This is a genomic window from Bradyrhizobium sp. HKCCYLRH1030, from assembly GCF_051168395.1.
Taxonomy (GTDB): domain Bacteria; phylum Pseudomonadota; class Alphaproteobacteria; order Rhizobiales; family Xanthobacteraceae; genus Bradyrhizobium.
The window spans coordinates 560030-583258 of sequence record NZ_JBNPUY010000002.1 but is presented as its reverse complement, the minus strand read 5'-3'; the positions used below and the strand labels follow the sequence as shown (position 1 = coordinate 583258).

24 protein-coding genes and 1 tRNA gene are annotated in these 23229 nt (G+C 65.1%); 11 read left to right on the top strand and 14 right to left on the bottom strand.

Translation table 11 applies throughout. The features are described 5' to 3' along the window. Nucleotides 1–59: 59 nt before the first annotated feature. Complete coding sequence (locus ACQR1E_RS08005; protein ID WP_315716866.1) at nucleotides 60–1031, bottom strand: TRAP transporter substrate-binding protein; 972 nt, start codon at nucleotides 1029–1031, stop codon at nucleotides 60–62. Between the two features lie 479 nt (nucleotides 1032–1510). On the opposite strand from ACQR1E_RS08005, the gene ACQR1E_RS08000 reads away from it, so the two are divergent. The 7 genes from ACQR1E_RS08000 (at nucleotide 1511) to ptsN (ending at nucleotide 8363) form a co-directional block, all read left to right on the top strand. Then, the gene (locus ACQR1E_RS08000; protein ID WP_315716867.1) at nucleotides 1511–2125 is read left to right on the top strand and encodes a ribonuclease D; all 615 of its coding nucleotides are present in this window, start codon (nucleotides 1511–1513) and stop codon (nucleotides 2123–2125) included. A gap of 161 nt (nucleotides 2126–2286) precedes the next feature. Then, nucleotides 2287–2988 (top strand): LPS export ABC transporter periplasmic protein LptC, encoded by a 702-nt coding sequence (gene lptC / locus ACQR1E_RS07995; protein WP_315716868.1) that lies wholly within the window; start codon nucleotides 2287–2289, stop codon nucleotides 2986–2988. Nucleotides 2989–2992: 4 nt separating this feature from the next. Further along, the gene (locus ACQR1E_RS07990) at nucleotides 2993–3685 is read left to right on the top strand and encodes an LptA/OstA family protein (protein ID WP_434842483.1); all 693 of its coding nucleotides are present in this window, start codon (nucleotides 2993–2995) and stop codon (nucleotides 3683–3685) included. A gap of 351 nt (nucleotides 3686–4036) precedes the next feature. Beyond that, nucleotides 4037–5050, top strand: a complete 1014-nt coding sequence (lptB, locus tag ACQR1E_RS07985; RefSeq protein ID WP_315741251.1) for an LPS export ABC transporter ATP-binding protein — start codon at nucleotides 4037–4039, stop codon at nucleotides 5048–5050. A gap of 211 nt (nucleotides 5051–5261) precedes the next feature. Further along, on the top strand, nucleotides 5262–6899 hold the full coding sequence (gene rpoN, locus ACQR1E_RS07980; protein WP_315825669.1) for an RNA polymerase factor sigma-54: 1638 nt from the start codon (nucleotides 5262–5264) through the stop codon (nucleotides 6897–6899). 72 nt (nucleotides 6900–6971) lie between these two features. Next, nucleotides 6972–7574, top strand: coding sequence for a ribosome hibernation-promoting factor, HPF/YfiA family (hpf, locus tag ACQR1E_RS07975; protein ID WP_315741249.1), 603 nt, complete (start codon nucleotides 6972–6974; stop codon nucleotides 7572–7574). A 327-nt stretch (nucleotides 7575–7901) separates the two neighbouring features. Continuing rightward, on the top strand, nucleotides 7902–8363 hold the full coding sequence (gene ptsN, locus ACQR1E_RS07970) for a PTS IIA-like nitrogen regulatory protein PtsN (RefSeq protein ID WP_315716874.1): 462 nt from the start codon (nucleotides 7902–7904) through the stop codon (nucleotides 8361–8363). Here ptsN and ACQR1E_RS07965 read toward each other — a convergent pair. The 10 genes from ACQR1E_RS07965 to ACQR1E_RS07920 all read right to left on the bottom strand — a co-directional run bounded on the left by ACQR1E_RS07965 (nucleotide 8324) and on the right by ACQR1E_RS07920 (nucleotide 17295). Further along, the gene (locus ACQR1E_RS07965; protein ID WP_315750472.1) at nucleotides 8324–9196 is read right to left on the bottom strand and encodes a hypothetical protein; all 873 of its coding nucleotides are present in this window, start codon (nucleotides 9194–9196) and stop codon (nucleotides 8324–8326) included. The genes ptsN and ACQR1E_RS07965 overlap by 40 nt on opposite strands. A gap of 311 nt (nucleotides 9197–9507) precedes the next feature. Further along, entirely contained in the window at nucleotides 9508–10014 is a 507-nt protein-coding gene (locus tag ACQR1E_RS07960; RefSeq protein ID WP_315750471.1) for a GNAT family N-acetyltransferase, read from the bottom strand. A gap of 161 nt (nucleotides 10015–10175) precedes the next feature. After that, a complete protein-coding gene (locus ACQR1E_RS07955; RefSeq protein ID WP_009026315.1) occupies nucleotides 10176–10439 on the bottom strand; it encodes a DUF1150 family protein in 264 nt (87 codons plus the stop codon). Between the two features lie 58 nt (nucleotides 10440–10497). Continuing rightward, nucleotides 10498–10923: an Hsp20 family protein gene (locus tag ACQR1E_RS07950; RefSeq protein ID WP_006613108.1), complete on the bottom strand. Its 426-nt coding sequence runs from the start codon at nucleotides 10921–10923 to the stop codon at nucleotides 10498–10500. Between the two features lie 134 nt (nucleotides 10924–11057). Continuing rightward, on the bottom strand, nucleotides 11058–12137 hold the full coding sequence (locus ACQR1E_RS07945; protein WP_315750470.1) for a sn-glycerol-3-phosphate import ATP-binding protein UgpC: 1080 nt from the start codon (nucleotides 12135–12137) through the stop codon (nucleotides 11058–11060). A 106-nt stretch (nucleotides 12138–12243) separates the two neighbouring features. Next, complete coding sequence (ugpE, locus tag ACQR1E_RS07940) at nucleotides 12244–13092, bottom strand: sn-glycerol-3-phosphate ABC transporter permease UgpE (protein WP_315716878.1); 849 nt, start codon at nucleotides 13090–13092, stop codon at nucleotides 12244–12246. Beyond that, nucleotides 13092–13973 (bottom strand): sn-glycerol-3-phosphate ABC transporter permease UgpA, encoded by an 882-nt coding sequence (gene ugpA, locus ACQR1E_RS07935; protein WP_315716879.1) that lies wholly within the window; start codon nucleotides 13971–13973, stop codon nucleotides 13092–13094. The genes ugpE and ugpA overlap by 1 nt, the downstream gene beginning before the upstream one ends. Nucleotides 13974–14023: 50 nt before the next feature. Further along, nucleotides 14024–15343 carry a sn-glycerol-3-phosphate ABC transporter substrate-binding protein UgpB gene (gene ugpB, locus ACQR1E_RS07930; RefSeq protein ID WP_315716880.1) on the bottom strand — a complete coding sequence of 440 codons (1320 nt, stop codon included), beginning with the start codon at nucleotides 15341–15343 and terminating at the stop codon, nucleotides 14024–14026. Nucleotides 15344–15545: 202 nt separating this feature from the next. Continuing rightward, the gene (locus tag ACQR1E_RS07925; RefSeq protein WP_315825665.1) at nucleotides 15546–16748 is read right to left on the bottom strand and encodes a CaiB/BaiF CoA transferase family protein; all 1203 of its coding nucleotides are present in this window, start codon (nucleotides 16746–16748) and stop codon (nucleotides 15546–15548) included. Nucleotides 16749–16869: 121 nt separating this feature from the next. Then, nucleotides 16870–17295 (bottom strand): organic hydroperoxide resistance protein, encoded by a 426-nt coding sequence (locus tag ACQR1E_RS07920; protein ID WP_009026309.1) that lies wholly within the window; start codon nucleotides 17293–17295, stop codon nucleotides 16870–16872. Between the two features lie 169 nt (nucleotides 17296–17464). On the opposite strand from ACQR1E_RS07920, the gene ACQR1E_RS07915 reads away from it, so the two are divergent. Beyond that, nucleotides 17465–17926 (top strand): MarR family winged helix-turn-helix transcriptional regulator, encoded by a 462-nt coding sequence (locus tag ACQR1E_RS07915; RefSeq protein ID WP_315716963.1) that lies wholly within the window; start codon nucleotides 17465–17467, stop codon nucleotides 17924–17926. Nucleotides 17927–17933: 7 nt separating this feature from the next. On the opposite strand, the gene ACQR1E_RS07910 is transcribed toward ACQR1E_RS07915, so the two are convergent. From ACQR1E_RS07910 to ACQR1E_RS07900, 3 genes are all read right to left on the bottom strand, one after another. Next, the gene (locus ACQR1E_RS07910) at nucleotides 17934–18170 is read right to left on the bottom strand and encodes a GIY-YIG nuclease family protein (RefSeq protein ID WP_315716882.1); all 237 of its coding nucleotides are present in this window, start codon (nucleotides 18168–18170) and stop codon (nucleotides 17934–17936) included. Nucleotides 18171–18585: 415 nt separating this feature from the next. After that, nucleotides 18586–18661 (bottom strand) — tRNA-Ala (locus ACQR1E_RS07905). Nucleotides 18662–18742: 81 nt separating this feature from the next. After that, nucleotides 18743–19147, bottom strand: coding sequence for a TIGR02300 family protein (locus ACQR1E_RS07900; RefSeq protein WP_315716883.1), 405 nt, complete (start codon nucleotides 19145–19147; stop codon nucleotides 18743–18745). 151 nt (nucleotides 19148–19298) lie between these two features. Here ACQR1E_RS07900 and aroA point away from each other — a divergent pair, with 151 nt between their 5' ends. From aroA to rpsA, 3 genes are all read left to right on the top strand, one after another. Further along, a complete protein-coding gene (gene aroA / locus ACQR1E_RS07895; protein WP_316170023.1) occupies nucleotides 19299–20636 on the top strand; it encodes a 3-phosphoshikimate 1-carboxyvinyltransferase in 1338 nt (445 codons plus the stop codon). After that, nucleotides 20633–21271 carry a (d)CMP kinase gene (cmk, locus tag ACQR1E_RS07890; RefSeq protein ID WP_316166372.1) on the top strand — a complete coding sequence of 213 codons (639 nt, stop codon included), beginning with the start codon at nucleotides 20633–20635 and terminating at the stop codon, nucleotides 21269–21271. The genes aroA and cmk overlap by 4 nt, the downstream gene beginning before the upstream one ends. Nucleotides 21272–21519: 248 nt before the next feature. After that, on the top strand, nucleotides 21520–23229 hold the full coding sequence (gene rpsA / locus ACQR1E_RS07885; RefSeq protein WP_315716886.1) for a 30S ribosomal protein S1: 1710 nt from the start codon (nucleotides 21520–21522) through the stop codon (nucleotides 23227–23229).

Below are 23229 nucleotides of genomic sequence, written 5' to 3'. Positions count from 1 at the left end.
GCCTGAGTCCGGTGCCGCCGCACGGCGACGCCGGACCCGGTCCCTATTTTATGTGGTTCTTACTTGGTGTCCTGGATGCGCTTGACGAGGCTCGAGAGCTTCTCGTCGCCAGCGAACTTCTGGTACACCGGCTTCATCGCGTCGACGAATTCCTGCTTGTTGGCGATCGTCACGACCTGGACGCCAGCGGCCTCGACGGTCTTGCGGGAGGTCTGCTCGCGCTCGTCCCAGAGCTTGCGCATGACCGGCACGGATTCCTTTGCCGCCTTGCGGATCATCGCCTGATCCTCCTTGCTCAGCGTGTCCCAGACCTTCTTGGACATCACGAGGACTTCGGGCGCCAGCGAGTGCTCGGTGACGTTGTAGAACTTGGCGGCCTCGAAGTGGCGCGAGGATTCGTAGGACGGCCAGTTGTTCTCGGCGGCGTCGACGAGGCCGGTCTTGAGCGCGGTGTAGACCTCGCCATAGGGCATCGGGGTCGGGTTGGCGCCGAGGCTCTGGATCATGCCGACCCAGAGGTCGGACTGCTGGACGCGGATCTTCAGGCCCTTGAGGTCGGCGAGCGACTTCACCGGCGCCTTGACCGTGTAGATCGAGCGCGCGCCGCTGTCATAATAAGCTAGGCCGACCAGGCCGGCGGGCTCCATGGCCGCCAGGATCTCGTCGCCGATCGGCCCGTCCAGGACGTTGCGCATGTGCTGCGTGTCGCGGAACACGAAGGGCAGGCACAGCGCGACGGTCTCCGGCACGAAATTGTTGAGCGGCGAGGAGTTGATCCGCATCATGTCGAGCGCGCCGATCTTGAGCTGCTCGATCGTGTCCTTCTCGGAGCCGAGGGCGCCGTTCGGAAACACCTTGACGCCGAGCTTGCCGCCGCTCGCGGCAGCGAGCTGCTTGCCCATGAACTTGACGGCTTCGACGGTCGGATAATCGGCAGGGTGCACGTCGGCGGAGCGGAAATCGCGCGCGGTCGCCAAAGGCGACGAGACCGCCAGCACAGCGGCCGCAATGATACCTGTAAGTGCCTTCATCTTGGCTTCCTCCTCAATTGATTATGTCGTTGTTGGGCAGATGCTGCAGACCGCCTTGGGTCGCTGCGCTCCAGATGCGAAGTCCTGCGACAATATCACGCGTAGGGCCAGTGGCTATTTCTGTCCAAGCCAAAGGCGGCATCGATCAATGCAAGAGTTGCATCGATCGATCGGGTGCGATCTGGCGCGATGCAACCAGCGGGTCGACCGCCCTCAATGACGACGGCGCCGCCTCGAACGGCCGCGGAGACACTGCCGGCGCCACCTCAGATGCGATCACTTGAGATGCGATCACTTGGCCCTGTCCGGCCCTTGCGCCCGGGCGGCGGGGCTGGCATTCCCACGGCTGATCTCCGGACCGGCCCGGCGCGTTTGCCGGTTGGTTACCAGCGCCGGGCTACAGCCGGTTCCCGAGCGCTTCCCGCGGCGTTGCTCCGGCCCGTCGCGTCCGATTTCGATTCGACGAGGTTTTGAGAGCCATGACCGTACGCCTGCACCGCGGCGACCTGCCTGATCTTTCCCGCTATACCTCGTCGGTCGCGATCGACACCGAGACGATGGGGCTCAATCCGCACCGCGACCGGCTGTGCGTGGTGCAGCTGTCGCCCGGCGACGGCTCGGCCGACGTGGTGCAGATTCCCAAGGGGCACACCGACGCGCCGAACCTGAAGGCGCTGCTCGGCAACCCGGACATCACCAAAATCTTCCACTTCGCGCGCTTCGATGTCGCGGCGCTGTTTCACGCATTCGGGGTGATGCCGCAGCCGGTCTATTGCACCAAGATCGCCTCGCGGCTGGCGCGCACCTATACCGACCGCCATGGCCTGAAGGATCTCGTGCGCGAGCTGCTCAACGTCGATCTCTCCAAGCAGCAGCAGTCGAGCGACTGGGGCGCCGAGCAGCTCAGCGAGCCGCAGCTCGCTTATGCCGCCTCCGACGTGCTGCATCTGCATGCGCTGCGCGAAAAGCTCGACGGGATGCTGGCGCGCGAAGGGCGGCTGGCGCTGGCGCAGGCCTGTTTCGCGTTCCTGCCCCACCGCGCGACGCTCGATCTGGGCGGATTCGAGGCCGAGGACATCTTCGCGCATTCCTGAAGCCGGCGAATCGCGGGCGCGTTCACGATCATTAATGTCTCGTAATGATCGCAAGCCGCCCCGCGTCGCGATTTCGCGCCAGTTCCAGGCTGCAATGGTGAAGGCGTCCATGGTAGGATGGGCGCTGTTTCGCGCGCCTCCCCGTGTCCGTCGGAGCCCTGGTGAACTCGGTCCACAACCCCGCCTATGACCCCACCCTGCAGGCGCGCTTCGCGGTCGCGGCGCGCCACAGCCGCTTCGTGCGCGTGCTGCGGGTCGCGGTGCCGGCGGCGGTGGGACTGGCGATGGCGGTCGTGATCGGCATCGCGCTGTTCAATCCGTTCCACATGGAGATCAACACCCCGAATCTCACCGGCAATCTCGTCATCTCCGGCCGCAAGATCACGATGGAGACGCCGCATCTCACCGGCTTCACGCCGGACCAGCGGCCGTATGATCTCGTCGCCCGCAGCGCGGTGCAGGACCTCACCGATCCCGATCACGTCGAGCTCAACATCCTCCGCGCCAAGGTGCTGATGGAGGATCAGTCGACGGTGACCTTGAAGGCGAATACCGGCGTGTTCGACACCAAGCAGCAGCAGCTCGAGCTGACGAAGGATATCCTGCTGACGACGTCGACGGGCTACGAGGCGCGGCTGAGCCGGGCCTCGGTCGACATGGCCAAGGGCACCGTGAGCTCGGACGAGCGTGTCGACGTCAAGCTCACCAACGGTACGCTCTCCGCCGACCGCCTGCGCATCACCGACAATGGCGAGGTCATCCGCTTCGAGGGCAATGTGATGATGAACCTCGACAACATGAATGCCGCTCCGGCCACGACGGCGAGCGCCGATCCCGGCCGTCCGGCCCGCAACGTGAAGTGACCTCATGACCACGTGCCGTTTCATTCCCGTAGCGATTCGCGGCGCCGGCTTCGCCGCGCTGGCGTTGCTCGCGCTTGCCGACTCATCGCAGGCGCAGAGCGCGACCACCGGCGTGCCCAACGCACTGCAGGGGTTCTCGCAGAATCGCGACCAGCCGATCCAGATCGAGGCCGCCGCGCTCGAGATGCGCGACAAGAAGAAGGAGGCGACCTTCACCGGCAACGTCAAGGTCGTGCAGGGCGACACCACCATGACCTCGAAGTCGCTGGTGGTGTTCTACGACGGCGGCGCCCAGCCGGGCGGCGCCAAGGCGACCAAGGCCACGCCGGCGGCGACGCCTGGGCCGGACGGCAGCTCGGCGATCCGCCGTCTCGAGGCGCGCGGCGACGTCAAGGTGACCCAGAAGGACCAGGTCGTGACCGGCGAGACCGCGGTCTACGACACCAAGACCAACATGATCTCGATGCAGGGCGGCGTGGTGCTGACCCAGTGCAAGAACGTGATGCGCGGCGACCGGCTGACGGTGGACATGACCACCGGCGTGTCGCGCGTCGAATCCGACAGCGGGCGCGGCGTCCAGGTGCTGCTGCCGCAGGCGGGCGCGGGCACTGGCGCCGGCGGCGGCTGCGGTCCGTCGACGGCCTCGGCTCCGGGCAGCGCCGCGCCGCTGCAGCTCGGTCCAGGCAAATCGAAGTGACTTCAATTATTTAGCAAATCGCCGGCGGCCCAGTTGAACCGCGCCGCTGCTGCCTCTATCTAGCGAGCGGGCGGTTCTGTCGCAGGACCGATGCAACGGGAGGCCGTGGAGCCCGTTGCGTGGCTGCGAAAGAGTGATGCCGGACACGATTGCGATCTTGCGATCGGTCGCCTGCGTGGCGACCGCGACTTCGCCGTCAGACGACAAACTCCGAAGCGCGGCCTGCCGCGCTTTGGCCGGCCTCGCGCTCCTGTGATCCGCGAGAGGTGAGATGCGTTCGCTCGCGGTGAGCGGGCGAGCCAGCGCTGCGGTCGATGACGGGCAGCCTCGAAGGGCGTAAGCGAAGCGGGGATGGTGGATCTACTCGGCATGTTTCGTGGGCGTCCCGCCAAGCGCGGCCAGCGAGGCTCCTCGCGCCGGCGCGACGACATCACGGCCATGGACGATCCGTTCGGCAATTCCTACAGCGATGATCCGCTCGCCGCGCTCGCCGACTCCGTGCGCGATGAAACGGTGCCGCGCATCAATCCGCGCTCGCCGCAGAACACCGAGCAGATCCAGCGCAAGCGGCCGGCCTCGCAGCCGATGCCGGCCAAGCCGCGCAACAATGGCGCGGGGGGCGGTCCGCAACTGCTGCGCCGGCCGGGCTTCCTCGCCGTGCATTCGATCGAGAAGAGCTTTGGCAGCCGCCAGGTCGTGCGGGGCGTGTCGATCTATGTCCGCCGCGGCGAGGCCGTCGGCCTGCTCGGGCCGAACGGCGCCGGTAAGACCACCGTCTTCTACATGATCACCGGCCTGATCAAGGCCGATCGTGGCGCCATCGAGCTCGATGGCCACGACGTGACGCGGCTGCCGATGTATCAGCGCGCGCGGCTCGGCATCGGCTACCTGCCGCAGGAGGCCTCGATCTTCCGCGGACTCACCGTCGAGCAGAACATCCGCGCCGTGCTCGAAGTGGTCGAGCCCTCGCGCAAGAAGCGCGAGCGCGAGCTCGACGCGCTGCTGGAAGAATTCACCATCACGCGGCTGCGCAAGTCGCCCTCGATCGCGCTGTCCGGCGGCGAGCGTCGCCGCGTCGAGATCGCGCGTGCGCTGGCGACGCGCCCGAACTACATGCTGCTCGACGAGCCGTTCGCCGGCATCGATCCGATCGCGGTCGGCGACATCCAGCAGCTGGTGCGCCATCTCACCAACCGCGGCATCGGCGTGCTCATCACCGACCATAACGTCCGCGAGACGCTCGGTCTCACCGACCGCGCCTACATCGTCTATGCCGGACAGATTCTCACCGAAGGCAGCCCCGAGGAGATCGTCGCCGATCCCGACGTGCGCCGACTGTATCTCGGTGAGGAATTCCGGCTGTAGGATTGCCGACGCGCTGTTTGTCCGCTTTGTCGGACACGGGACAGGTCACGGAAAACGCTGCGAATACCGCTGTTTCCAGCTGCTTTGCGAGGACCGGTAACCTCGTCTTCCGCCGCGCCATACTCCGTTTTTCTTATTCGTCAAGCCGTGTACATCGCGCGCAGATTAGGATAAGCAAGAATTGGACCAGTAAGGGAATGTTCTTGCTCCCATGGCGTTGACGCAGAGATTAGAATTCCGCCAGTCGCAGTCGCTGGTGATGACGCCGCAGCTGATGCAGGCGATCAAGCTGCTGCAACTGTCCAATCTCGACCTCTCCACGTTCGTCGAAGAGGAGCTGGAGCGCAATCCGCTGCTGGAGCGGGCCAGCGACGGTCCGGAAGCGCCGGTCGCGGGCGAGCAGCAGATGTCCGAGCGCGCCGAGTTCTCGGAAGGTGGCGAGACCGGCGGCGACGATTTCGGCGAGGCCGGCGGCAGCGGCGGCGACAGCTTCGAGGGCGCCCAGGAAGACTGGATGAGCCGCGATCTCGGCACCCGTACGGAGATCGAACAGACGCTCGACACCGGACTCGACAACGTGTTCTCCGAGGAGCCGGCGGAGGCCGCGGCGCGCAACGCGCAGGACGCCGCGCCGACCACCTACACCGAATGGGGCGGTGGCGCCTCGGGCGACGAGGACTACAATCTCGAAGCCTTTGTCGCGGCCGAGACCACGCTGTCGGATCATCTCGCCGAGCAGGCGGCGGTGGCCTTCACCGCGCCGGCCGACCGCATGATCGGCCAGTACCTGATTGATCTCGTCGACGAGGCCGGCTATCTGCCCGCCGATCTCGGCCAGGCCGCCGACCGCCTCGGCGCCGAGCAGGCCGACGTCGATGCGGTGCTCGGCGTGCTGCAGACCTTCGATCCGCCCGGCATCTGCGCCCGCAATTTGAGCGAATGTCTCGCGATCCAGCTGCGCGAGCTCGACCGCTACGATCCGGCGATGCAGGCGCTGGTCGAGCACCTCGATCTCCTGGCCAAGCGCGACTTCGTCGCTCTTCGCAAGCTGTGCGGCGTCGACGACGAGGACCTCGTCGACATGATCGGCGAGATCCGCAGGCTCGACCCGAAGCCGGGGCTGAAGTTCGGCACCACGCGCACACAGACCATGGTGCCCGACGTCTACGTGCGCCCGGGTCCCGACGGCGGCTGGCTGGTCGAGCTCAACAGCGACACGCTCCCGCGCGTCCTGGTGAACCAGCACTATTACTCCGAGCTGTCGAAGACGATCCGCAAGGACGGCGACAAGTCCTACTTCACCGACTGCCTGCAGAATGCGACGTGGCTGGTGCGCGCGCTCGATCAGCGCGCCCGCACGATCCTGAAGGTGGCGACCGAAATCGTGCGCCAGCAGGACGGCTTCTTCACCCACGGTGTCGCGCATCTGCGGCCGCTCAACTTGAAGGCCGTTGCGGATGCGATCCAGATGCATGAATCGACCGTGTCGCGCGTCACGGCCAACAAATACATGGCGACGAATCGCGGCACGTTCGAGCTGAAATATTTCTTCACCGCCTCGATCGCATCGGCTGATGGCGGCGAGGCGCACTCGGCGGAAGCCGTGCGCCATCACATAAAGCAATTGATCGATGCGGAAGATCCCTCCGCAATTCTCTCCGACGACACCATCGTCGAGAAGCTGCGGACCGCCGGCATCGACATCGCCCGCCGCACGGTCGCGAAATACCGGGAGGCGATGCGGATCCCGTCCTCGGTGCAGCGCCGCCGCGACAAGCAGAGCATGCTGGCGCATGCCCTCTCGGCTCCCGCCAGCGCCGACCGCACCCGGGATGCCGCGTCAGTTTGACCGCTGCGCAAGATTGCGCCTTAACCAAATAGGCTTAGTGTCATACTTGGTTCACATGAATCGAGGCGACACATGACCCTGCGGATTTCCGGAAAGAGCATCAGCGTCAGCGAAGCGCTGCGTGGGCGCGTCAGCGAGCGCACCGACGAAGTCTTGCGAAAATACTTCGACGGCAACTATTCCGGCCATGTCACGCTCTCCAAGGACGGTTTCGGGTTCAAGACCGATTGCGCGCTGCACCTCGATTCGGGCATCACCCTCGAGGCCGAATCGAACGCGCCGGACGCCTATGCCAGCGCCGACCAGGCGCTCCTGATGATCGAGAAGCGCCTGCGCCGCTACAAGAGCCGGCTGAAGGACCGCTCGGGGCGCAAATCCCATGCCGCCAATGCGGCGCTCGCCAATCTCGACGGCGCGGTACTGGATGCGCCGAGCTACGTGATCGAGGCGCCGGCCGAGGGCGACGAGGAGATCACCGGCTACAGCCCGGTGATCATTGCCGAGAACACCACGGCGTTGAAGCGCCTGTCGGTGTCCGAAGCCGTGATGGAGCTCGATCTTTCGGGCGCGCCCTGCATGGTGTTTCAGCACGGTTCCAGCGGCCGGGTGAACATCATCTACCGCCGCGCCGACGGCAATATCGGCTGGGTCGATCCGCCGGCGGTGAAACCGTAGCCGCGCGGACGCCTTCCAGGGATCTCCCGGCGGCGCGAAAACCGGTTCCCGATCAGGTGGTTGGCGGACCGGTTGCGACGTCACGCCACGGCAATGAAGGGATGCGATCAAGCGGTTGGGGCGCTGGCGCCTTCAGGCCGCCACGCTCCGGCGATCTTTAAGGATAGGCTGCGGGAACGCGCTTGCGGGTGTTGGCACGGCCGTTGCGTTGGGGTAGAAGCCCACCCATCGGACACGGGTTAAGCCCGCCTGCCGCCTCAGCTTCTTGACGCCGGTCTGTCCCGACCTATTTCGCACCCTGACGGTTCAATCACCTCGGAACGCCCTATGCCGATTACCGATCTGGTCGCACCCGAGGCGATCGTGCCGGCTTTGAAGGTCATCAGTAAGAAGCAGGCGCTGCAGGAGCTTGCCGCGCGCGCGGCCGCGCTGACCGGGCAGAACGAGCGCAACGTGTTCGAAGTGCTGCTGCAGCGGGAGAAGCTCGGAACCACGGCCGTCGGGTATGGCGTCGCGATTCCCCACGGCAAGCTGCCGAAGCTGGAGAAGCTGTTCGGCCTGTTCGCCCGGCTGGAGCGGCCGATCGATTTTGAGGCCATGGACGGCCAGCCGGTCGATCTGGTGTTCCTGCTGCTGGCGCCGGAAGGCGCCGGCGCCGACCATCTGAAGGCCCTGGCGCGGATCGCCCGGCTGCTCCGCGACCAGGATGTCGCCAAGAAGCTCCGTGCCTCGCGCGACGCCCAGGCGATCTATTCGGTGTTGGCGCTGCCGCCCGCTTCCGCCGCCTGACGTCGTATCGCGCCGCCCCGCAAGGACCGACAAAGCCTGCTGGCGAGCCTCCGCGCGGCCCCGAGCCCGTTCGTCCGCGCGGGCGTGTGCAACGGCGTCGGCTCGTAGCCGAACTCGACGACGAGCTCCTGGAATGCCTCGCTGCGGAGCAGGTCGAAATGATGCGGCATCATTCGCTCCTTGTAGATGCCGACCTTCCGGCCGCGTCCCGACGACGTCAGGCCGCGGCCGAGCACATCGAGCTCCGCGGCCGTCTTGCGCGGAAGTCCCAGGTAGTCGCAGATGCGGTTAAGGACAGGAAACGACGACCGCGCCACATCGTCGATCGCGAGCTCTGAATAGAGCTCTTCGAACTTCACGGTCAGGCAGGCTGGCGAGTCCAGCCAGCTCATGAACTTCTTGATGCCCGATCGGGGCAAAGAGAGGAGGGTCGATGTGATTCGGGAGGCGTCATCGGGGTGAGCGGCCGATCCGGCCGACCGCAGATAGGCGTTCCACTTCCGCATCTTCGGGTAGGCCGCCGAGTGGTAGACGAAGTCGACCCAGCTCACGACGATGTCGCGGGGGTCGCGGACGATGAACAGCATCTTGTGTTCTGGTCTGCCCAGGAGGTATTGCTCGAGATACGGACAATACTCGGTGTGCGAGGCGCAGGAATAGCCGGAGCGCAGGGCCGACGCCCAGAGCGGGGCCGGAAGCGCGCGTCCGTAGTCGAGCGAACCGTCGGGATTCAGCTTGCTGATCGATGACGTGTAGGTGTGATAGCCGACATCGACATGACCGCCCAGCGCTCTGACGAGTTCGACCAGCAGGTACGTCCCCGCTTTCGGCACGCTGTTGCAGATGACGTAGTAAGGGCTTGGCCCCGGCGGAGGACTGTCAAGAAAGACGTGCCGATTGGGTAGGGTCCCGAGCGCAAGCTCTCGAAAGACGCCTGCATCAAGCCGTGATTCATGCATCTGCCATCCCTACACATGCTCGTCACACATCGGACTAGCGCGTGCCGCAACAGGGACAACTTAAGGATTGGACACCTTCGCCTTAAACCGGGTCGGATTGTATCTGGTTGTCAAATCGACCGTTCCGGACATCGACGGAAACAATTTCTCCAAAGCACTTCCGCAGCCGCTTCGTCCTTGGCCGGCTATCGCAATGATCTCGCCATGTAGCGCACCGTCTTGGCGCCGCCATGGATGCCGGCCGTCGCCAGCGGCGCGAAGCCGAGCGCAGCATGAAACGCGTCCGACTGCGGATTGGGCGGATCCAGATTGACCTCGCAGACGATGCGGTCGTGGCCCGCCGCGGTCGCCTCCCGAATCAGCTCCTCATAGAGCTGCCGCGCCAGGCCCCGGCCGCGGGCGGCCGGCGCCACCACGATGCGGTCGACATAGACGAACCGATCGTAGCGCGCGCGAAACCAGCGGTGATTGGGATTATCGTAGACGGCGGCGTGGTCGAGCGCGATCATCAGCGCATCGGCCCTGCCAATTCGCCAGGCCAGCCATGCCCGATCGAGCAGCTGCATGAGCGTTTCGGGCGTGAGCCACGACAGCTCGGAGGCATGCGCATTGTTGAGCGCGAGCAGCGCGTCCGCAAGCGCAGGATCTGCACGCAGTCCGGCCGGGCTCATGGGTGTCGTCATCAAGGTCATGCGCGGCCATCGTTACGAGCAGAAAAAAGGGCCGTCCCCGTTTCCAGGGACCGCCCTCGTGTCAGTCCGTGAGCTGCATGCTCCTCGTGAGCATCGCGTCTCAATGAGCGTTGAGTCTCACGAGAAGCGGCCGTTGTCAGCGCTGCGGCTCGGCCTTTGCGTCAGTGGACGCTCACGGCCTGGAGTTCGTGACTCCACGCATTCGCGATCGCCGCTTCGCGGCTGTCGGTGAGCATGATCGGCGTGCCGTCGGCGGCATGCAAGGCGAACAGCTTCAGTCCCGGCGCGATGTGCGGCGCCTGCGGAAACAGTCCCGGTACGTCCTCGGAGCGGATCTGCTTCACGTAAGCGATGTGGCCCTCGCCCAAGGTCGCCAGCGACTCCAGGGAGACGGGGGATTCCGACGCAACATTACCTTCAGTCATGGTCTCGACTCCTTCTGAGACTCAAGCGGTCGAGTCCGCTACTCGTTCCATCAAACCATTATTCGTGTTCATTGATCGCTATTGTCTTAACGATCCGCTCAGGCTCTGGCCTGGCCAGATCGACCGACAACAGCCCGTTCTTCAGGTCCGCACCAAGCACATGCATTCCCTCCGCCAGCACGAAGGTGCGCTGGAAGTGGCGCGCGGCGATGCCGCGATGAATGTATTGCCTGGTCTTGTCGTCCTGCTGCCGGCCGCGGATGACGAGCTGGTTTTCCTCAATGGTGACATCGAGTTGGTCGCGGGTGAAACCCGCCACCGCCAGCGTGATCCGCAGACGCTCGGGCTGGCCATTGGTGCGTTCGAACCGCTCGATATTGTAGGGCGGATAGCCGTCGGCACCTTTGACGACGCGGTCGAGCACGCGCTCGATCTCGTCGAAGCCCAGCAGGAACGGACTGGAGAGCGAAGGAACACGAGACATGGTTTACAAAGTCCTCTCGAAGCGACTTTGATGTATCAGGGCCCTGACGGCACCCCTTGAGCAGCAATATGGGCACGATCCGGGGCGCGTTCAAGCACCCCGAATGCGCCGGAACAGCCTGTCTGTGGAAGGGTTTAAACGGACAGCCGCTGACGGCCGTCGGCCGAGAACAGATGCAGCTTGGCCCGCGGTGCCACGGCGCGAATCCGTGCGCCGATCTCCGGCGCGGCGGTACCCGGCAGCCGCACGATGATGTCGTTGGCGGTCGCGGAGAGCCGGTCATCGCTGCCCGTGTCCTGGCGTGCGCCGTAGACATAGGTCTCGGCGCCGACATGCTCGATCGCCTCGACGCGGAGGTCGAGCCCGATCCCGCCCGCCGGAACGGTGTCGCCAAGCTGGAAATCCTCAGGCCGGATGCCGAGCTGGCCCGCTTCTTGGGGAACCGCGTCGGCGCCGAGCAACTGGGCGCGCACGCCATCGGTCGGCATCAGGTTCATCGGCGGCGCGCCGATGAAGGACGCGACGAAGGTGGTGGCTGGACGCTGATAGATCTCGAGCGGATTGCCGATCTGCTCGACCTTCCCGCCGTTCATCACCACCAGGATGTCGGCGAGCGTCATCGCCTCGAGCTGGTCGTGGGTGACGTAGATCGCGGTGGTGTTGAGCCGGCGCTGCAGCTTGCGGATCTCGACCCGCATCGCGATGCGCAGCTTGGCGTCGAGGTTCGAGAGCGGCTCGTCGAACAGGAACACCTTGGGCTGGCGCACGATGGCGCGGCCCATCGCCACGCGCTGGCGCTGGCCGCCGGAGAGCTGGCGCGGCTTCCGCTCGAGCATGGTGCCGAGCTCGAGGATGCGTGCGGCGTCCTCGACCCGCGTCCTGATCTCCTTTTCCGCCATGCCGCGATTGCGCAGGCCGTAGGCCATGTTGTTGTAGACGGTCATGTGCGGATAGAGCGCGTAGTTCTGGAACACCATCGCGATGTCGCGATCCGCCGGCTCGATCGCATTGACGATGCGGCCGCCGATGTCGATCTCGCCCGAGGTGATCGTCTCGAGCCCCGCGACCATCCGCAGCAGGGTGGATTTGCCGCAGCCCGACGGCCCGACTAGCACGCAGAACTGACCGTCGCCGACATCGACATCGACGCCTTTGATGGCTTCGAAGCCGCCCTGGTAGACCTTGCGGACGTTGCGGAGGGTGACGTTGGCCATTGGTGGTTACCTAGCGAATAGCGAATGGGGAGTGGCGAATAGGGAAGGGGACGAAGCGAGCCGTTGCGCGAACATCCCTATTCGCCACTCGCTATTCGCCCCTTCGTCACTTTTCCGTCTCCACCAGCCCCTTGACGAACAGGCGCTGCATGACGACGACGACGAACACCGGCGGCAGCATCGCGAGCACGGCCGTCGCCATCACGATCGGCCACTCGGTCAGCGCGTCGGTCGTCGTGATCATCTTGCGGATGCCGATCTGGATGGTCTGCATGTCGTCGCGCGTCGTGATCAGCAGCGGCCAGAGATATTGGTTCCAGCCGAGGATGAACAGGATCACGAACAGCGCCGCCATGTTGGTGCGCGACAGCGGCAGCAGGGTGTCCCAGAAGAAGCGGAACGGCCCGGCGCCGTCGATGCGGGACGCCTCCAGCAGCTCGTCCGGCACCGTCATGAAGAACTGGCGGAACAGCAGCGTGGCGGTGGCGGACGCGATCAGCGGCAGCGCGAGCCCGGCATAACTGTCGAGCATGTGGAGGTCGGCGACGATCTTGTAGGTCGGATAGATGCGCACCTCGACCGGCAGCATGAGGGTGATGAAGATGAGCCAGAAGATCGCCATGCGGAACGGGAAGCGGAAGTAGACGACCGCATAGGCCGAGATGATCGAGATCGCGATCTTGCCGACGGCGATCAGCAGCGCCATGACCAGCGAGTTCAAAAGCATGGTCGCAACCGGCTCGCGGGTCGAGCCGCTCGTGCCAACGAAGATCGTCTGATAGTAGGTCGACAGGAAGTGCCCGCCAGGCAGCAGCGACATCTGCCCGTTGGCGATCACCGCATTGTCCTGCGTCGAGGCGACGAATGCGAGATAGACCGGGAACGCGACGATCGCGATTCCGATCCACAGGATGGCGTGCGCGACGTAGCGTCGAATGCCTTCTTGCTCGACCATCAGTAGGTCACCTTGCGCTCGACGAAGCGGAACTGGATCGCCGTCAGCACGATGACGATGACCATCAGAACGACGGATTGTGCGGCCGACGAGCCGAGATTGCCGCCGAGCAGGCCATCGGTATAGACCTTGTAGACCAGCGTCTCGGTGGATTTGCCAGGACCACCGCGGGTCATCGTGTCGATGATGCCGAAGGTCTCGAAGAAGGCGTAGACGATGTTGATGACCAGCAGGAAGAAGATGGTCGGTGACAGCAGCGGGAAGGTCACGGTCCAGAACCGCCGCATCGGCCGCGCGCCGTCGATCGCGGCCGCCTCGAGCACGCTCCGGGGGATGCTCTGCAGCCCGGCGAGGAAGAACAGGAAGTTGTAGGAGATCTGCTTCCAGGCGGCCGCGAGGATGATCTGCAGCGCCGCCTGGTCGCCGTCGAGCAGCGGATTCCAGTCGATGCCAACAGCGCGCAGATAGCGCGAGATCACGCCGAGCGACGGGTGGAGCATGAAGATCCAGAGCACGCCCACCACCGGCGGCGCCACGGCATAGGGCCAGATCAGCAGCGTCCGGTACAGCGTGACGCCGCGCAACGGCTTATCCGCCATGACCGCGAGCAGCAGTGCGACCGACAGCGACGAGAGCGCGATCGCGAAGGAGAAGCCGAAGGTGCGGAGAATGGCCTGGAAATAGTCCGGCTGGCTGAGCAGGTCGGCGTAGTTCTCGAACCAGACGAAGCTCGTGGACAGGCCGAACGCGTCCTGCAGCAGGAACGACTGGATGACGGCCTGGATCGCGGGCCAATAGAAGAAGATCAGCACGATCGCGAGCTGGGGAGCGACCAGCACGAACGGCAGCAGTTTTGACTGAAAGATGGCGTTCTTCTGCATGGTCGGTCGGCGAACCGGCAGGCCGCGGGGCGGCCTGCCGGCTCATGGCCTCACTTCACGGCCGTCTTTTCGAACTGGCGCAGCATCTGGTTGCCGCGCTCGACGGCGGCGTCCAGCGCCTGCTTGGCGGTCTTCTTGCCGGCCAGGGCCTGCTCGATTTCCTCCGACCAGACGTCACGCAGCTGCACCATGTTGCCCAGACGCAGGCCGCGGGAATTCTCCGTCGGTTCCTTGTTGGTCAGTTCGAGCAGGGGCGTCTCCAGATAGGGCTGATCCTTGTAGAAGCCCTCGGCCTTGGCCTTGGCGTAGGCCGCCTTGGTGATCGGCAGATAGCCCGAGGCCTTGTGGATGTAGACCTGACGATCGGTGTCCGAGAGGAAGGTCAGGAACTTCGCCACGCCCTTGTATTCGTCCGCGCTCTTGCCGCCCATCACCCAGAGCGAGGCGCCGCCGATGATCGAGTTCTGCGGCGCGCCCTTGGCGTCCGGATAATACGGCATCGGCGCGGCGGTGAAGGCGAACTTGGCCTGGGCCTTGACGTTGCCGAAGAACGCCGACGAGGTCAGGTAGATCGGGCATTCGCCCGAGGTGAAGCGGCCCTCACCGGTGTTGGTGCGGCCGGCATAGTCGTAGGTCTTGTCCTTCTGCAGCTCGACCAGGTTTTCGAGATGCTTGACCTGCAGCGGACCGTTGAACTCCAGCACGGTGTCGAAGCCGTCGAGACCGTTCGCCTTGCTGGCCAGCGGCACGTTGTGCCAGGCGGAGAGCTGCTCGAGATTGACCCAGGTGACCCACGAGCCCGAGAAGCCGCAGGTCGCATGGCCGGCCGCCTTCAGCTTCTTGGCGGTCTCGAACAGTTCGGGCCAGGTCTTCGGGATCTCGGCGTTGACCTTCTTCAGCTCGTCGAGATTGACCCACATCACCGTGGAGGACGAGTTGAAGGGGAACGACAGCATCTCACCCTTGGAGGTCGAGTAGTAGCCCGTGATCGCAGGCAGATAGCTCTTCGGGTCGAACGTCTCGCCGGCGTCCTGCATCAGCTTGTAGACCGGCTTCACGGCGCCGGTGGCGGCCATCATGGTGGCGGTGCCGACCTCGAACACCTGCATGATGTGGGGCGCATTGCCCGCGCGGAAGGCGGCGATGCCGGCATTCATCGTGTCGGCGTAGTTGCCCTTGTAGGTCGGGACGACCTTGTAGTCGGACTGCGAGGCGTTGAAATCGTTGGCGAGCTTGACGATGACGTCGTTGTTGGCGCCGGTCATCGCATGCCACCACTGGATTTCGGTCACGGCATGCGCAGGTGCTGCGGCGCTCAGGACCAGCGTGACTGCCGCAGTCGCGGCCGTCCAGAATTGGCGAAGTGACATTAAAGAATACCTCCCGTGAAACGTCATCGGCGTCGCGGCCGTAGCAGCGCGAGATGACAGTTTCGTGAATGTATAACCGGTTGGATCGTCAGCGGAAAGCGCGTTCATCGCGGCGGAACGCAGCGACTTGCGGGAGACGGTGCCGCGCCGGGGCGATGCCCCGGCCGGCGCTGGCGGTGAGAGACGACAGGCTGATGGCGCCTCAGCGCTTGCGCTCGGCGCACACCGTGCCCTGGGACAGCAGCGCCTCGATCTCGCTCGGCGTGTAACCGAACTCGGTCAGCACCTCCTGCGCGTGCTGACTGAACTTCGGCGGGGTGGAGCGCAGGCTCGGCTTGGTGCGTTCGAGCCGGATCGGCGACGCGACGCCCTTGTACCAGTCCTTCTCGATGACATCGCCGCGGTAGATCGTGTGCGGATTGGTCAGCGCCTGGTCGATCTTCTGCACGGGTCCTGCCGGCAGACCGGCCGCGAGCAGCCGGTCGCACAGCGGCTCCGCCTCGAACTGGCTGAACACGGCGGCAAGCTCGGCGCGCAGCGCCTCGCGATTGGCGACGCGATCCTTGTTGCGGGCGAAGCGCGGATCGGTGCCGAGTTCGGGGCGGCCGATCTCCTTGGCGAGCTTGCGGAAGGTGCCGTCATTGCCGACGCCGATGAAGATATCGTCGGTCTTGGTCGCGAAGATCGCATACGGAACGAGGTTCGGGTGCTCGTTGCCGGTCAGCGACGGCGGCTTGCCATGCATGAAGTAGTTTGCGGTATGCGGATGCATGATCGCGAGACCGGTCTCATACAGCGTGACCTCGAGGAACTGACCGATGCCCGAGCGCTGCCGCTCCGACAGCGCCATCAGGATGCCGATCGCGGCATAGAGTCCGGTGGTGATGTCGACCAGCGGCACGCCGATCCGCATCGGTCCGCTCTGCGGCGAACCGGTCGCCGCGATCATGCCGGTCATCGCCTGGATGATCGCGTCGTAGCCGGGATTGCCGCCGCGCGGGCCATCCGCGCCGAAGCCGCAGATGCGGCAGTGCACCAGCTTGGGGAATGTCTCGCGCAGCGTGTCGCTGCCGATGCCCCATTTCTCCAAGGTGCCAGGCTTGAAGTTCTCGATCAGCACGTCGGCCGTCTCGAGCATCCGCATCAGCACGGCGCGGCCGCCCTCTGAGGCGAGATCGAGGCCGATCGAGCGCTTGTTGCGGTTGATCCCGACGAAATAGGCGGCGTCCTCATCGTGGAAGGGCGGACCCCAGTCACGCACCTCGTCGCCGGCCGGCGGCTCGACCTTGATCACGTCGGCGCCGTGATCGGCCAGGATCTGCGTGCAATAGGGGCCGCCGAGCACGCGCGTCAGATCGATCACGCGCAGGCCGGCCATGGCGCCGGGAGCAAATTGGGGTGTCATCGGATGTCGCGAGGTTGGTTTCAGCTCGCGATCATTAAGCATTGCTGCGGCGGCGGCGCAAACGGGGGCTGCCATGCGGCAGGACAACGGAGGCCGTCCTGCCGCATGACGGAATTGAAGCTCAGACGACGCTCAGCTTGACGTCGACATTGCCGCGCGTGGCGTTGGAATAGGGGCACACCTCGTGCGCCTTGGCGACCAGCGCTTCGGCGTCGGCCTTGGCGAGTCCGGGCAGCGACACTGCGAGCTCGACGGTGATGCCGAAGCCGCCTTCGGAGCGCGGGCCGATGCCGACCGTCGAGGTCACCGACGTGTCGGCGGGAACCTTGGGGCCGCCCTGCGAGCCGACGAACTTCATCGCGCCGATGAAGCAGGCTGCGTAGCCGGCCGCAAACAACTGCTCCGGATTGTTGCCGGCACCGCCGCCGCCGCCGAGCTCCTTCGGGGTGGAAAGCTTGACCTTGAGCGAGCCGTCGAGGGTCGCGGCTTCGCCGTCGCGGCCGCCGGTGGCCTTGGCGCTGGTCTTGTAGAGCACGTTCACGGACATGGGTGTCTCCTGGTTGGATGGACGAATTCAGCGCGGCCATATTGCACACAATTAGATTGTGTACAATATAATTGTTCGGTAGAAAATTCGTGATCGGTGCGCCGGGCCCGTTGTCGATCCGAGGCGTGCGGGCTCAAGATGCCGATAGGATCGACCTGTGGTGACCTCGATGCGAAAGAAGTCCGCGGCAGACCTGCCGCTCCAGCTCGGCAACCAGCTCTGCTTCGCAGTCTATTCGACCGCGCACGCCTTCAACCGCGTCTACAAGCCCCTGCTCGACCGCCTTGGCCTGACCTATCCGCAATATCTGGTCATGCTGGTGCTGTGGGAGCAGGACGGCTTGACGGTGAAGGACATCGGCGCGCGGCTGTTCCTCGACTCTGGCACGCTGACGCCGCTGCTGAAGCGGATGGAGGCTACGCACCTGATCAAGCGGACCCGGTCGGCCGAGGACGAGCGTCAGGTGATCGTCACCCTCACCGCCCAGGGCGCGGGCCTGCGCGACAAGGCAAGGTCGATCGTGCCGCCCGCGATCCTGGATGCGACGGGCTGCTCGATCGCCGAGCTGGCCGACCTGCACGGCAAGCTGGTGCGCCTGCGGGAGCGGCTCGATGCGGCTGTGGAGGGGTGAGGGGGCTCTAAAGGCGCTTCTTCGCGAAAGCCCGGCCTGAACCCGACTTGAGAAATTTCTCGAAGGCAAATGCCTGCTTCACATCGCTGAAGGCAACGTAGGTCTTGAGCCGCCAAGGCCGAAACTTCGATGTGTGCGGGACTTCACCGGCATTGTGCTTCGTGACGCGGGCCGGAACGTCGTCGGTGATGCCTGCGTAGAAATGCTCGCCGTTGAGACTTTCCAGGATGTAAACGAACTTCATCGCAGGCCGCCCTCGACCCTTCACGGGCGCGAATGTGGCAGGTCGTGCTGCGTGGCGTCCAGAGCTTGGATGGGCTGAACTGCTCAGTCGACTGATGAAGGGGCATCATGGCCCGGAGCCTAGTCCGCCTTCGCCTTCCCGCCTCCGCCCAAGAGGGCTACGGCGTCCAGGCTACGGCGCGACAGCCTTCACTCGCTTCGCGCAACTGAGAGTTTGGGGTGGCTTGCCGAGCCGAAGCTCGCGAAGCGATGGGGAGAGAGCATTATCGCCCGGAGCCCAAGTCCGCCTTCGTCTTCCCGCCTCCGCCCAAGGGGGCTTCGGCGTCCAGACTACGGCGCGACAGCCTTCGCTCACTTCGCGCAACTGGCAGATTGGGGTGGCTTGCCGAGCCGAAGCTCGCGAAGCGAGCGAAGGCTGGTGGAGCCAGGCGGGATCGAACCGCCGACCTCTTGCATGCCATGCAAGCGCTCTCCCAGCTGAGCTATGGCCCCTGAACCGAGCCGGCGGTCTGGGTGACCGCCGGGGAGCACCGTGAACCACAGTTCGCGGCTGATCTCAAGTGTCTTCGACGATTATTCTTCGTCGCCGCCGACATCACCGATGATGTCGGTCACGTCCTCGTCGCCTTCTTCCTCGTCGGCGATGAAGGTCGAGTCATCATCCTCGTCATCGTCGAGCGTCTCGTCGATCTCGATGTCGTCCTCCGATTCGGGAACGACGGCCTTGACCTTGCCGGAGTTCTCCTCGGCGTCGGCCTCCTCGAGCGGCACCAGCTCCTCGGCCTCCGCGGGCTCGACCACGTCGGCCGCCGCAGCAGCGCGCGCAGCCTCGCCGCGCATGGCGCGGGTGGGCGCGATCGGCGCAATCGGCACGACCTCGCCGGTGTAGGGCGAAATCACCGGGTTCTTGTTGAGGTCGTAGAACTTTTTGCCCGTCGTCGGGCAAATGCGTTTGGTTCCGAGCTCGGATTTGGCCACGTGCAGGCGTCCTGGCAATGTCTGAAAAGCGGTGTCTCACTTGGCTAGTTGCCGCGCCGCTGTCAATAGCGCTGTCAACGGGAAAATCACCGCTCGTGACGGAGGGCGGGGGCTGTGATACCTGCCGCGTCCGAAACACGAGGATCCCGCCGTGAGCACGTCAATCGCCCCGACTCCCCTGGAATCACGCGCCTCAGGGCCCCTCTCGGGCACGATTCGCGTGCCTGGCGACAAGTCGATCTCGCACCGGGCGCTGATCCTGGGGGCGCTGTCGGTCGGTGAGACCCGGATTTCCGGCCTGCTCGAGGGCGAGGACGTCCTCAACACCGCCAAATCGATGCGATCCCTGGGTGCCAAGGTCGAGCGCACCGGCGATTTCGCGTGGACCGTCCGTGGCGTCGGGGTGGGCGGCTTCGCCCAGCCGAGCGCGCCGCTGGATTTCGGCAACTCCGGCACCGGCTGCAGGCTGGTGATGGGCGCCGTGGCCGGTTGCCCGATCACGGCCGTTTTCGACGGTGATGCCTCGCTGCGCAGCCGTCCGATGCGGCGCATCCTCGACCCGCTGGTGCTGATGGGGGCGAAGGTGACCGCCAGCGCCGAGGGCGGCAAGCTTCCGTTAACCCTGCAGGGCGCCGGCAACCCGGTGCCGATCGAGTACCGTACGCCGGTGGCTTCGGCCCAGATCAAGTCGGCGGTGCTGCTCGCGGGCCTCGCCGCGCCCGGTGTGACCACCGTGATCGAGCAGGAGGCCAGCCGCGACCACACCGAGCTGATGCTGAAGCATTTCGGCGCGGAGATCGTGACCACGCCGGAAGGGTCTCATGGCCGCCGCGTCGCACTGACCGGCCAGCCGGAGCTGCGTGGTGCGCCAGTGATCGTTCCCGCCGACCCGTCCTCGGCCGCGTTCCCGCTGGTCGCCGCGCTGATCGTCGACGGCTCGGACCTCGTGCTGTCGGACGTGATGACCAACCCGCTGCGCACCGGCCTGTTCACGACCTTGCGCGAGATGGGCGCCTCGATCGAGGAGGACGACGTCCGCGGCGATGCCGGCGAGCCGATGGCCCGCCTGCGCGTGCGCGCCTCGAAGCTGCGCGGCGTCGTGGTGCCGCCCGAGCGGGCGCCGTCGATGATCGACGAATATCTCGTCTTGGCCGTCGCCGCCGCCTATGCCGAGGGCACGACCATCATGCGCGGCCTGCATGAGCTGCGCGTCAAGGAATCCGACCGGCTGGAGGCCACCGCGGCGATGCTGCGTGTCAACGGCGTCAAGGTCGAGATCACCGGCGACGATCTGATCGTCGAGGGCCGCGGTCACGTGCCGGGCGGCGGCATCGTCGCGACCCACATGGACCACCGCATCGCGATGTCCGCCCTGGTGATGGGTCTCGCCTCCGACAAGCCGGTCAGGGTCGACGACACCGCCTTCATCGCCACCAGCTTCCCCGATTTCATCCCGCTGATGTGCAAGGCGGGCGCGGATTTCGCATGATCATCGCCATCGACGGCCCGGCGGCCTCGGGCAAGGGCACCCTGGCCAAGCGTCTCGCGGCGCATTACGGCCTCAGGCATCTGGATACGGGCGTGATCTACCGGGCGGTCGCGCATGCGCTACTGACCGCCGGCATCGACCTCAAGGACGAGGCGCGGGCGGCGGACGTCGCCATGAGCCTGGATCCCTCGAGCTTCGACAATCCGGCGCTGAGGTCGCACCAGGTCGGGTCCGCGGCCTCGGTGGTATCGGCGTTGCCGAAAGTGCGCGAAGCGCTGGTGGCTTTCCAGCGCCAGTTCGCAAGCCGGCCGCCCGGTGCCGTGCTCGACGGCCGCGACATCGGAACCGTGATCTGCCCGGACGCCGAGGTGAAGATCTACGTCGTCGCCGATCCCCGCATCCGGGCGCATCGTCGCACCCTCGAGGCGCTTTCACGTGGGGAACCGGCCGATGAGGCTGCCATTCTGGCCGACATCCTGGCGCGCGACGAGCGTGACCAGAACCGGGCCGTCGCGCCTTTAAAACAAGCCCCGGATGCTTACTTGCTTGACAACTCCCATTTGGATATAGAAGGCGGCGTCCGGGCCGCCATCGATATCGTCGAGGCCGTTCGAGCGGGCCGCCAGCGGGTTTGATTTCCGCCGGCGTCATTGGAGGAATGCCCGCTCCCGCCCTTGACCGTCGATAGCTCGATTGCGGTTCAATCGAGTCCGATCATCCGGACGCACTTCATACGTATCGCATGTGCAGGCACTGCCGGCCCGCGTCGTTTGCGCTTATAGCGCGGCGCGCGGACGTCTGGGGATTTGTGGACCTCCAGGCACTGTCCATTCGATGCGCCGATCAACCCAAGCTGGCGAGAATGTCCGCATCTGGAGAACAAATGGCTTCGAGTACCTCTGCTTCTTCCTACAATCCCAGCCGCGATGATTTCGCCGCGATGCTGGACGAGTCCTTCACGAAGGGCAACCTGCAGGAAAGCTCTGTCGTCAAGGGCAAGGTTGTTGCGATCGAGAAGGACATGGCCGTCATCGACGTCGGCCTGAAGACCGAAGGCCGCGTGGCGCTGCGCGAATTCGCCGGGCCCGGCCGTGACAGTGAATTGAAAGTCGGCGACGAGGTCGAAGTGTTCCTCGATCGCATCGAGAACGCACTCGGCGAAGCGGTGCTGTCGCGCGACAAGGCGCGCCGCGAAGAGAGCTGGGGCAAGCTCGAGAAGGCGTTCCAGAACAACGAAAAGGTCAACGGCGTCATCTTCAACCAGGTCAAGGGCGGCTTCACCGTCGACCTCGACGGTGCCGTGGCCTTCCTGCCGCGCTCGCAGGTCGACATCCGTCCGATCCGCGACGTCGCGCCGCTGATGAACAACTCGCAGCCGTTCCAGATCCTCAAGATGGACCGCCGCCGCGGCAACATCGTCGTGTCGCGCCGCACCGTGCTGGAAGAGACCCGCGCCGAGCAGCGCCAGGAGCTGGTGCAGAACCTCGAAGAGGGTCAGGTCATCGACGGCGTCGTCAAGAACATCACCGATTACGGTGCGTTCGTCGACCTCGGCGGCATCGACGGCCTGCTGCACGTCACCGACATCGCCTGGCGCCGTGTCAACCATCCGACCGAGGTGCTCAGCATCGGTCAGACGGTCAAGGTCAAGATCATCAAGATCAACCACGAGACGCACCGCATCTCGCTGGGCATGAAGCAGCTCTTGGACGATCCGTGGCAGGGCATCGAGGCCAAGTACCCGCTGCAGGCCCGCTTCCACGGCCGCGTCACCAACATCACCGACTACGGCGCGTTCGTCGAGCTCGAGCCGGGCATCGAAGGCCTGATCCACGTCTCCGAGATGTCGTGGACCAAGAAGAACATGCACCCCGGCAAGATCGTGTCGACCTCGCAGGAGGTCGAAGTGCAGGTGCTCGAGGTCGACAGCGTCAAGCGCCGCATCTCGCTCGGCCTCAAGCAGACCATGCGCAATCCGTGGGAGGTCTTCGTCGAGAAGCATCCGACGGGTTCGGTGGTCGAGGGCGAGGTCAAGAACAAGACCGAGTTCGGACTGTTCCTGGGTCTCGAAGGCGACGTCGACGGCATGGTCCATCTGTCGGATCTCGACTGGAAGCTGCCGGGCGAGCAGGTCATCGACAACTACAAGAAGGGCGACATGGTCAAGGCCGTGGTGCTCGACGTCGACGTGGAGAAGGAGCGCATCTCGCTCGGCATCAAGCAGCTCGAAGGCGATCCCTTCGCCGAGCCGGGCGATGTCAAGAAGGGCGCGGTCGTCACTTGCGAGGTGCTCGACGTCAAGGACGGCGGCATCGACGTCAAGATCACCGGCACCGACTTCACCACCTTCATCAAGCGCTCCGAGCTGGCGCGCGATCGCAACGATCAGCGCACCGAGCGGTTCGCCGTCGGTGAGAAGGTCGATGCTCGCGTGATCCAGTTCGACAAGAAGGCCCGCAAGGTGCAGGTGTCGATCAAGGCGCTGGAAGTCGCGGAAGAGAAGGAAGCCATCGCGCAGTACGGCTCGTCCGATTCGGGCGCCACGCTGGGCGACATTCTCGGCACCGCGCTCAAGAACCGCGACTCGAAGTAA

Excerpts from the sequence above, each read along its gene's own strand:
- ACQR1E_RS08005 (WP_315716866.1), bottom strand. The coding sequence starts at position 1,031 with ATGAAGGCACTTACAGGTATCATTGCGGCCGCTGTGCTGGCGGTCTCG.
- ACQR1E_RS08000 (WP_315716867.1), top strand. The coding sequence starts at position 1,511 with ATGACCGTACGCCTGCACCGCGGCGACCTGCCTGATCTTTCCCGCTAT.
- ACQR1E_RS07990 (WP_434842483.1), top strand. The coding sequence starts at position 2,993 with ATGACCACGTGCCGTTTCATTCCCGTAGCGATTCGCGGCGCCGGCTTC.
- lptB (WP_315741251.1), top strand. The coding sequence starts at position 4,037 with ATGGTGGATCTACTCGGCATGTTTCGTGGGCGTCCCGCCAAGCGCGGC.
- rpoN (WP_315825669.1), top strand. The coding sequence starts at position 5,262 with ATGGCGTTGACGCAGAGATTAGAATTCCGCCAGTCGCAGTCGCTGGTG.
- hpf (WP_315741249.1), top strand. The coding sequence starts at position 6,972 with ATGACCCTGCGGATTTCCGGAAAGAGCATCAGCGTCAGCGAAGCGCTG.
- ptsN (WP_315716874.1), top strand. The coding sequence starts at position 7,902 with ATGCCGATTACCGATCTGGTCGCACCCGAGGCGATCGTGCCGGCTTTG.
- ACQR1E_RS07960 (WP_315750471.1), bottom strand. The coding sequence starts at position 10,014 with ATGACCTTGATGACGACACCCATGAGCCCGGCCGGACTGCGTGCAGAT.
- ACQR1E_RS07955 (WP_009026315.1), bottom strand. The coding sequence starts at position 10,439 with ATGACTGAAGGTAATGTTGCGTCGGAATCCCCCGTCTCCCTGGAGTCG.
- ACQR1E_RS07950 (WP_006613108.1), bottom strand. The coding sequence starts at position 10,923 with ATGTCTCGTGTTCCTTCGCTCTCCAGTCCGTTCCTGCTGGGCTTCGAC.
- ACQR1E_RS07945 (WP_315750470.1), bottom strand. The coding sequence starts at position 12,137 with ATGGCCAACGTCACCCTCCGCAACGTCCGCAAGGTCTACCAGGGCGGC.
- ugpE (WP_315716878.1), bottom strand. The coding sequence starts at position 13,092 with ATGGTCGAGCAAGAAGGCATTCGACGCTACGTCGCGCACGCCATCCTG.
- ugpA (WP_315716879.1), bottom strand. The coding sequence starts at position 13,973 with ATGCAGAAGAACGCCATCTTTCAGTCAAAACTGCTGCCGTTCGTGCTG.
- ugpB (WP_315716880.1), bottom strand. The coding sequence starts at position 15,343 with ATGTCACTTCGCCAATTCTGGACGGCCGCGACTGCGGCAGTCACGCTG.
- ACQR1E_RS07925 (WP_315825665.1), bottom strand. The coding sequence starts at position 16,748 with ATGACACCCCAATTTGCTCCCGGCGCCATGGCCGGCCTGCGCGTGATC.
- ACQR1E_RS07920 (WP_009026309.1), bottom strand. The coding sequence starts at position 17,295 with ATGTCCGTGAACGTGCTCTACAAGACCAGCGCCAAGGCCACCGGCGGC.
- ACQR1E_RS07915 (WP_315716963.1), top strand. The coding sequence starts at position 17,465 with ATGCGAAAGAAGTCCGCGGCAGACCTGCCGCTCCAGCTCGGCAACCAG.
- ACQR1E_RS07910 (WP_315716882.1), bottom strand. The coding sequence starts at position 18,170 with ATGAAGTTCGTTTACATCCTGGAAAGTCTCAACGGCGAGCATTTCTAC.
- cmk (WP_316166372.1), top strand. The coding sequence starts at position 20,633 with ATGATCATCGCCATCGACGGCCCGGCGGCCTCGGGCAAGGGCACCCTG.
- rpsA (WP_315716886.1), top strand. The coding sequence starts at position 21,520 with ATGGCTTCGAGTACCTCTGCTTCTTCCTACAATCCCAGCCGCGATGAT.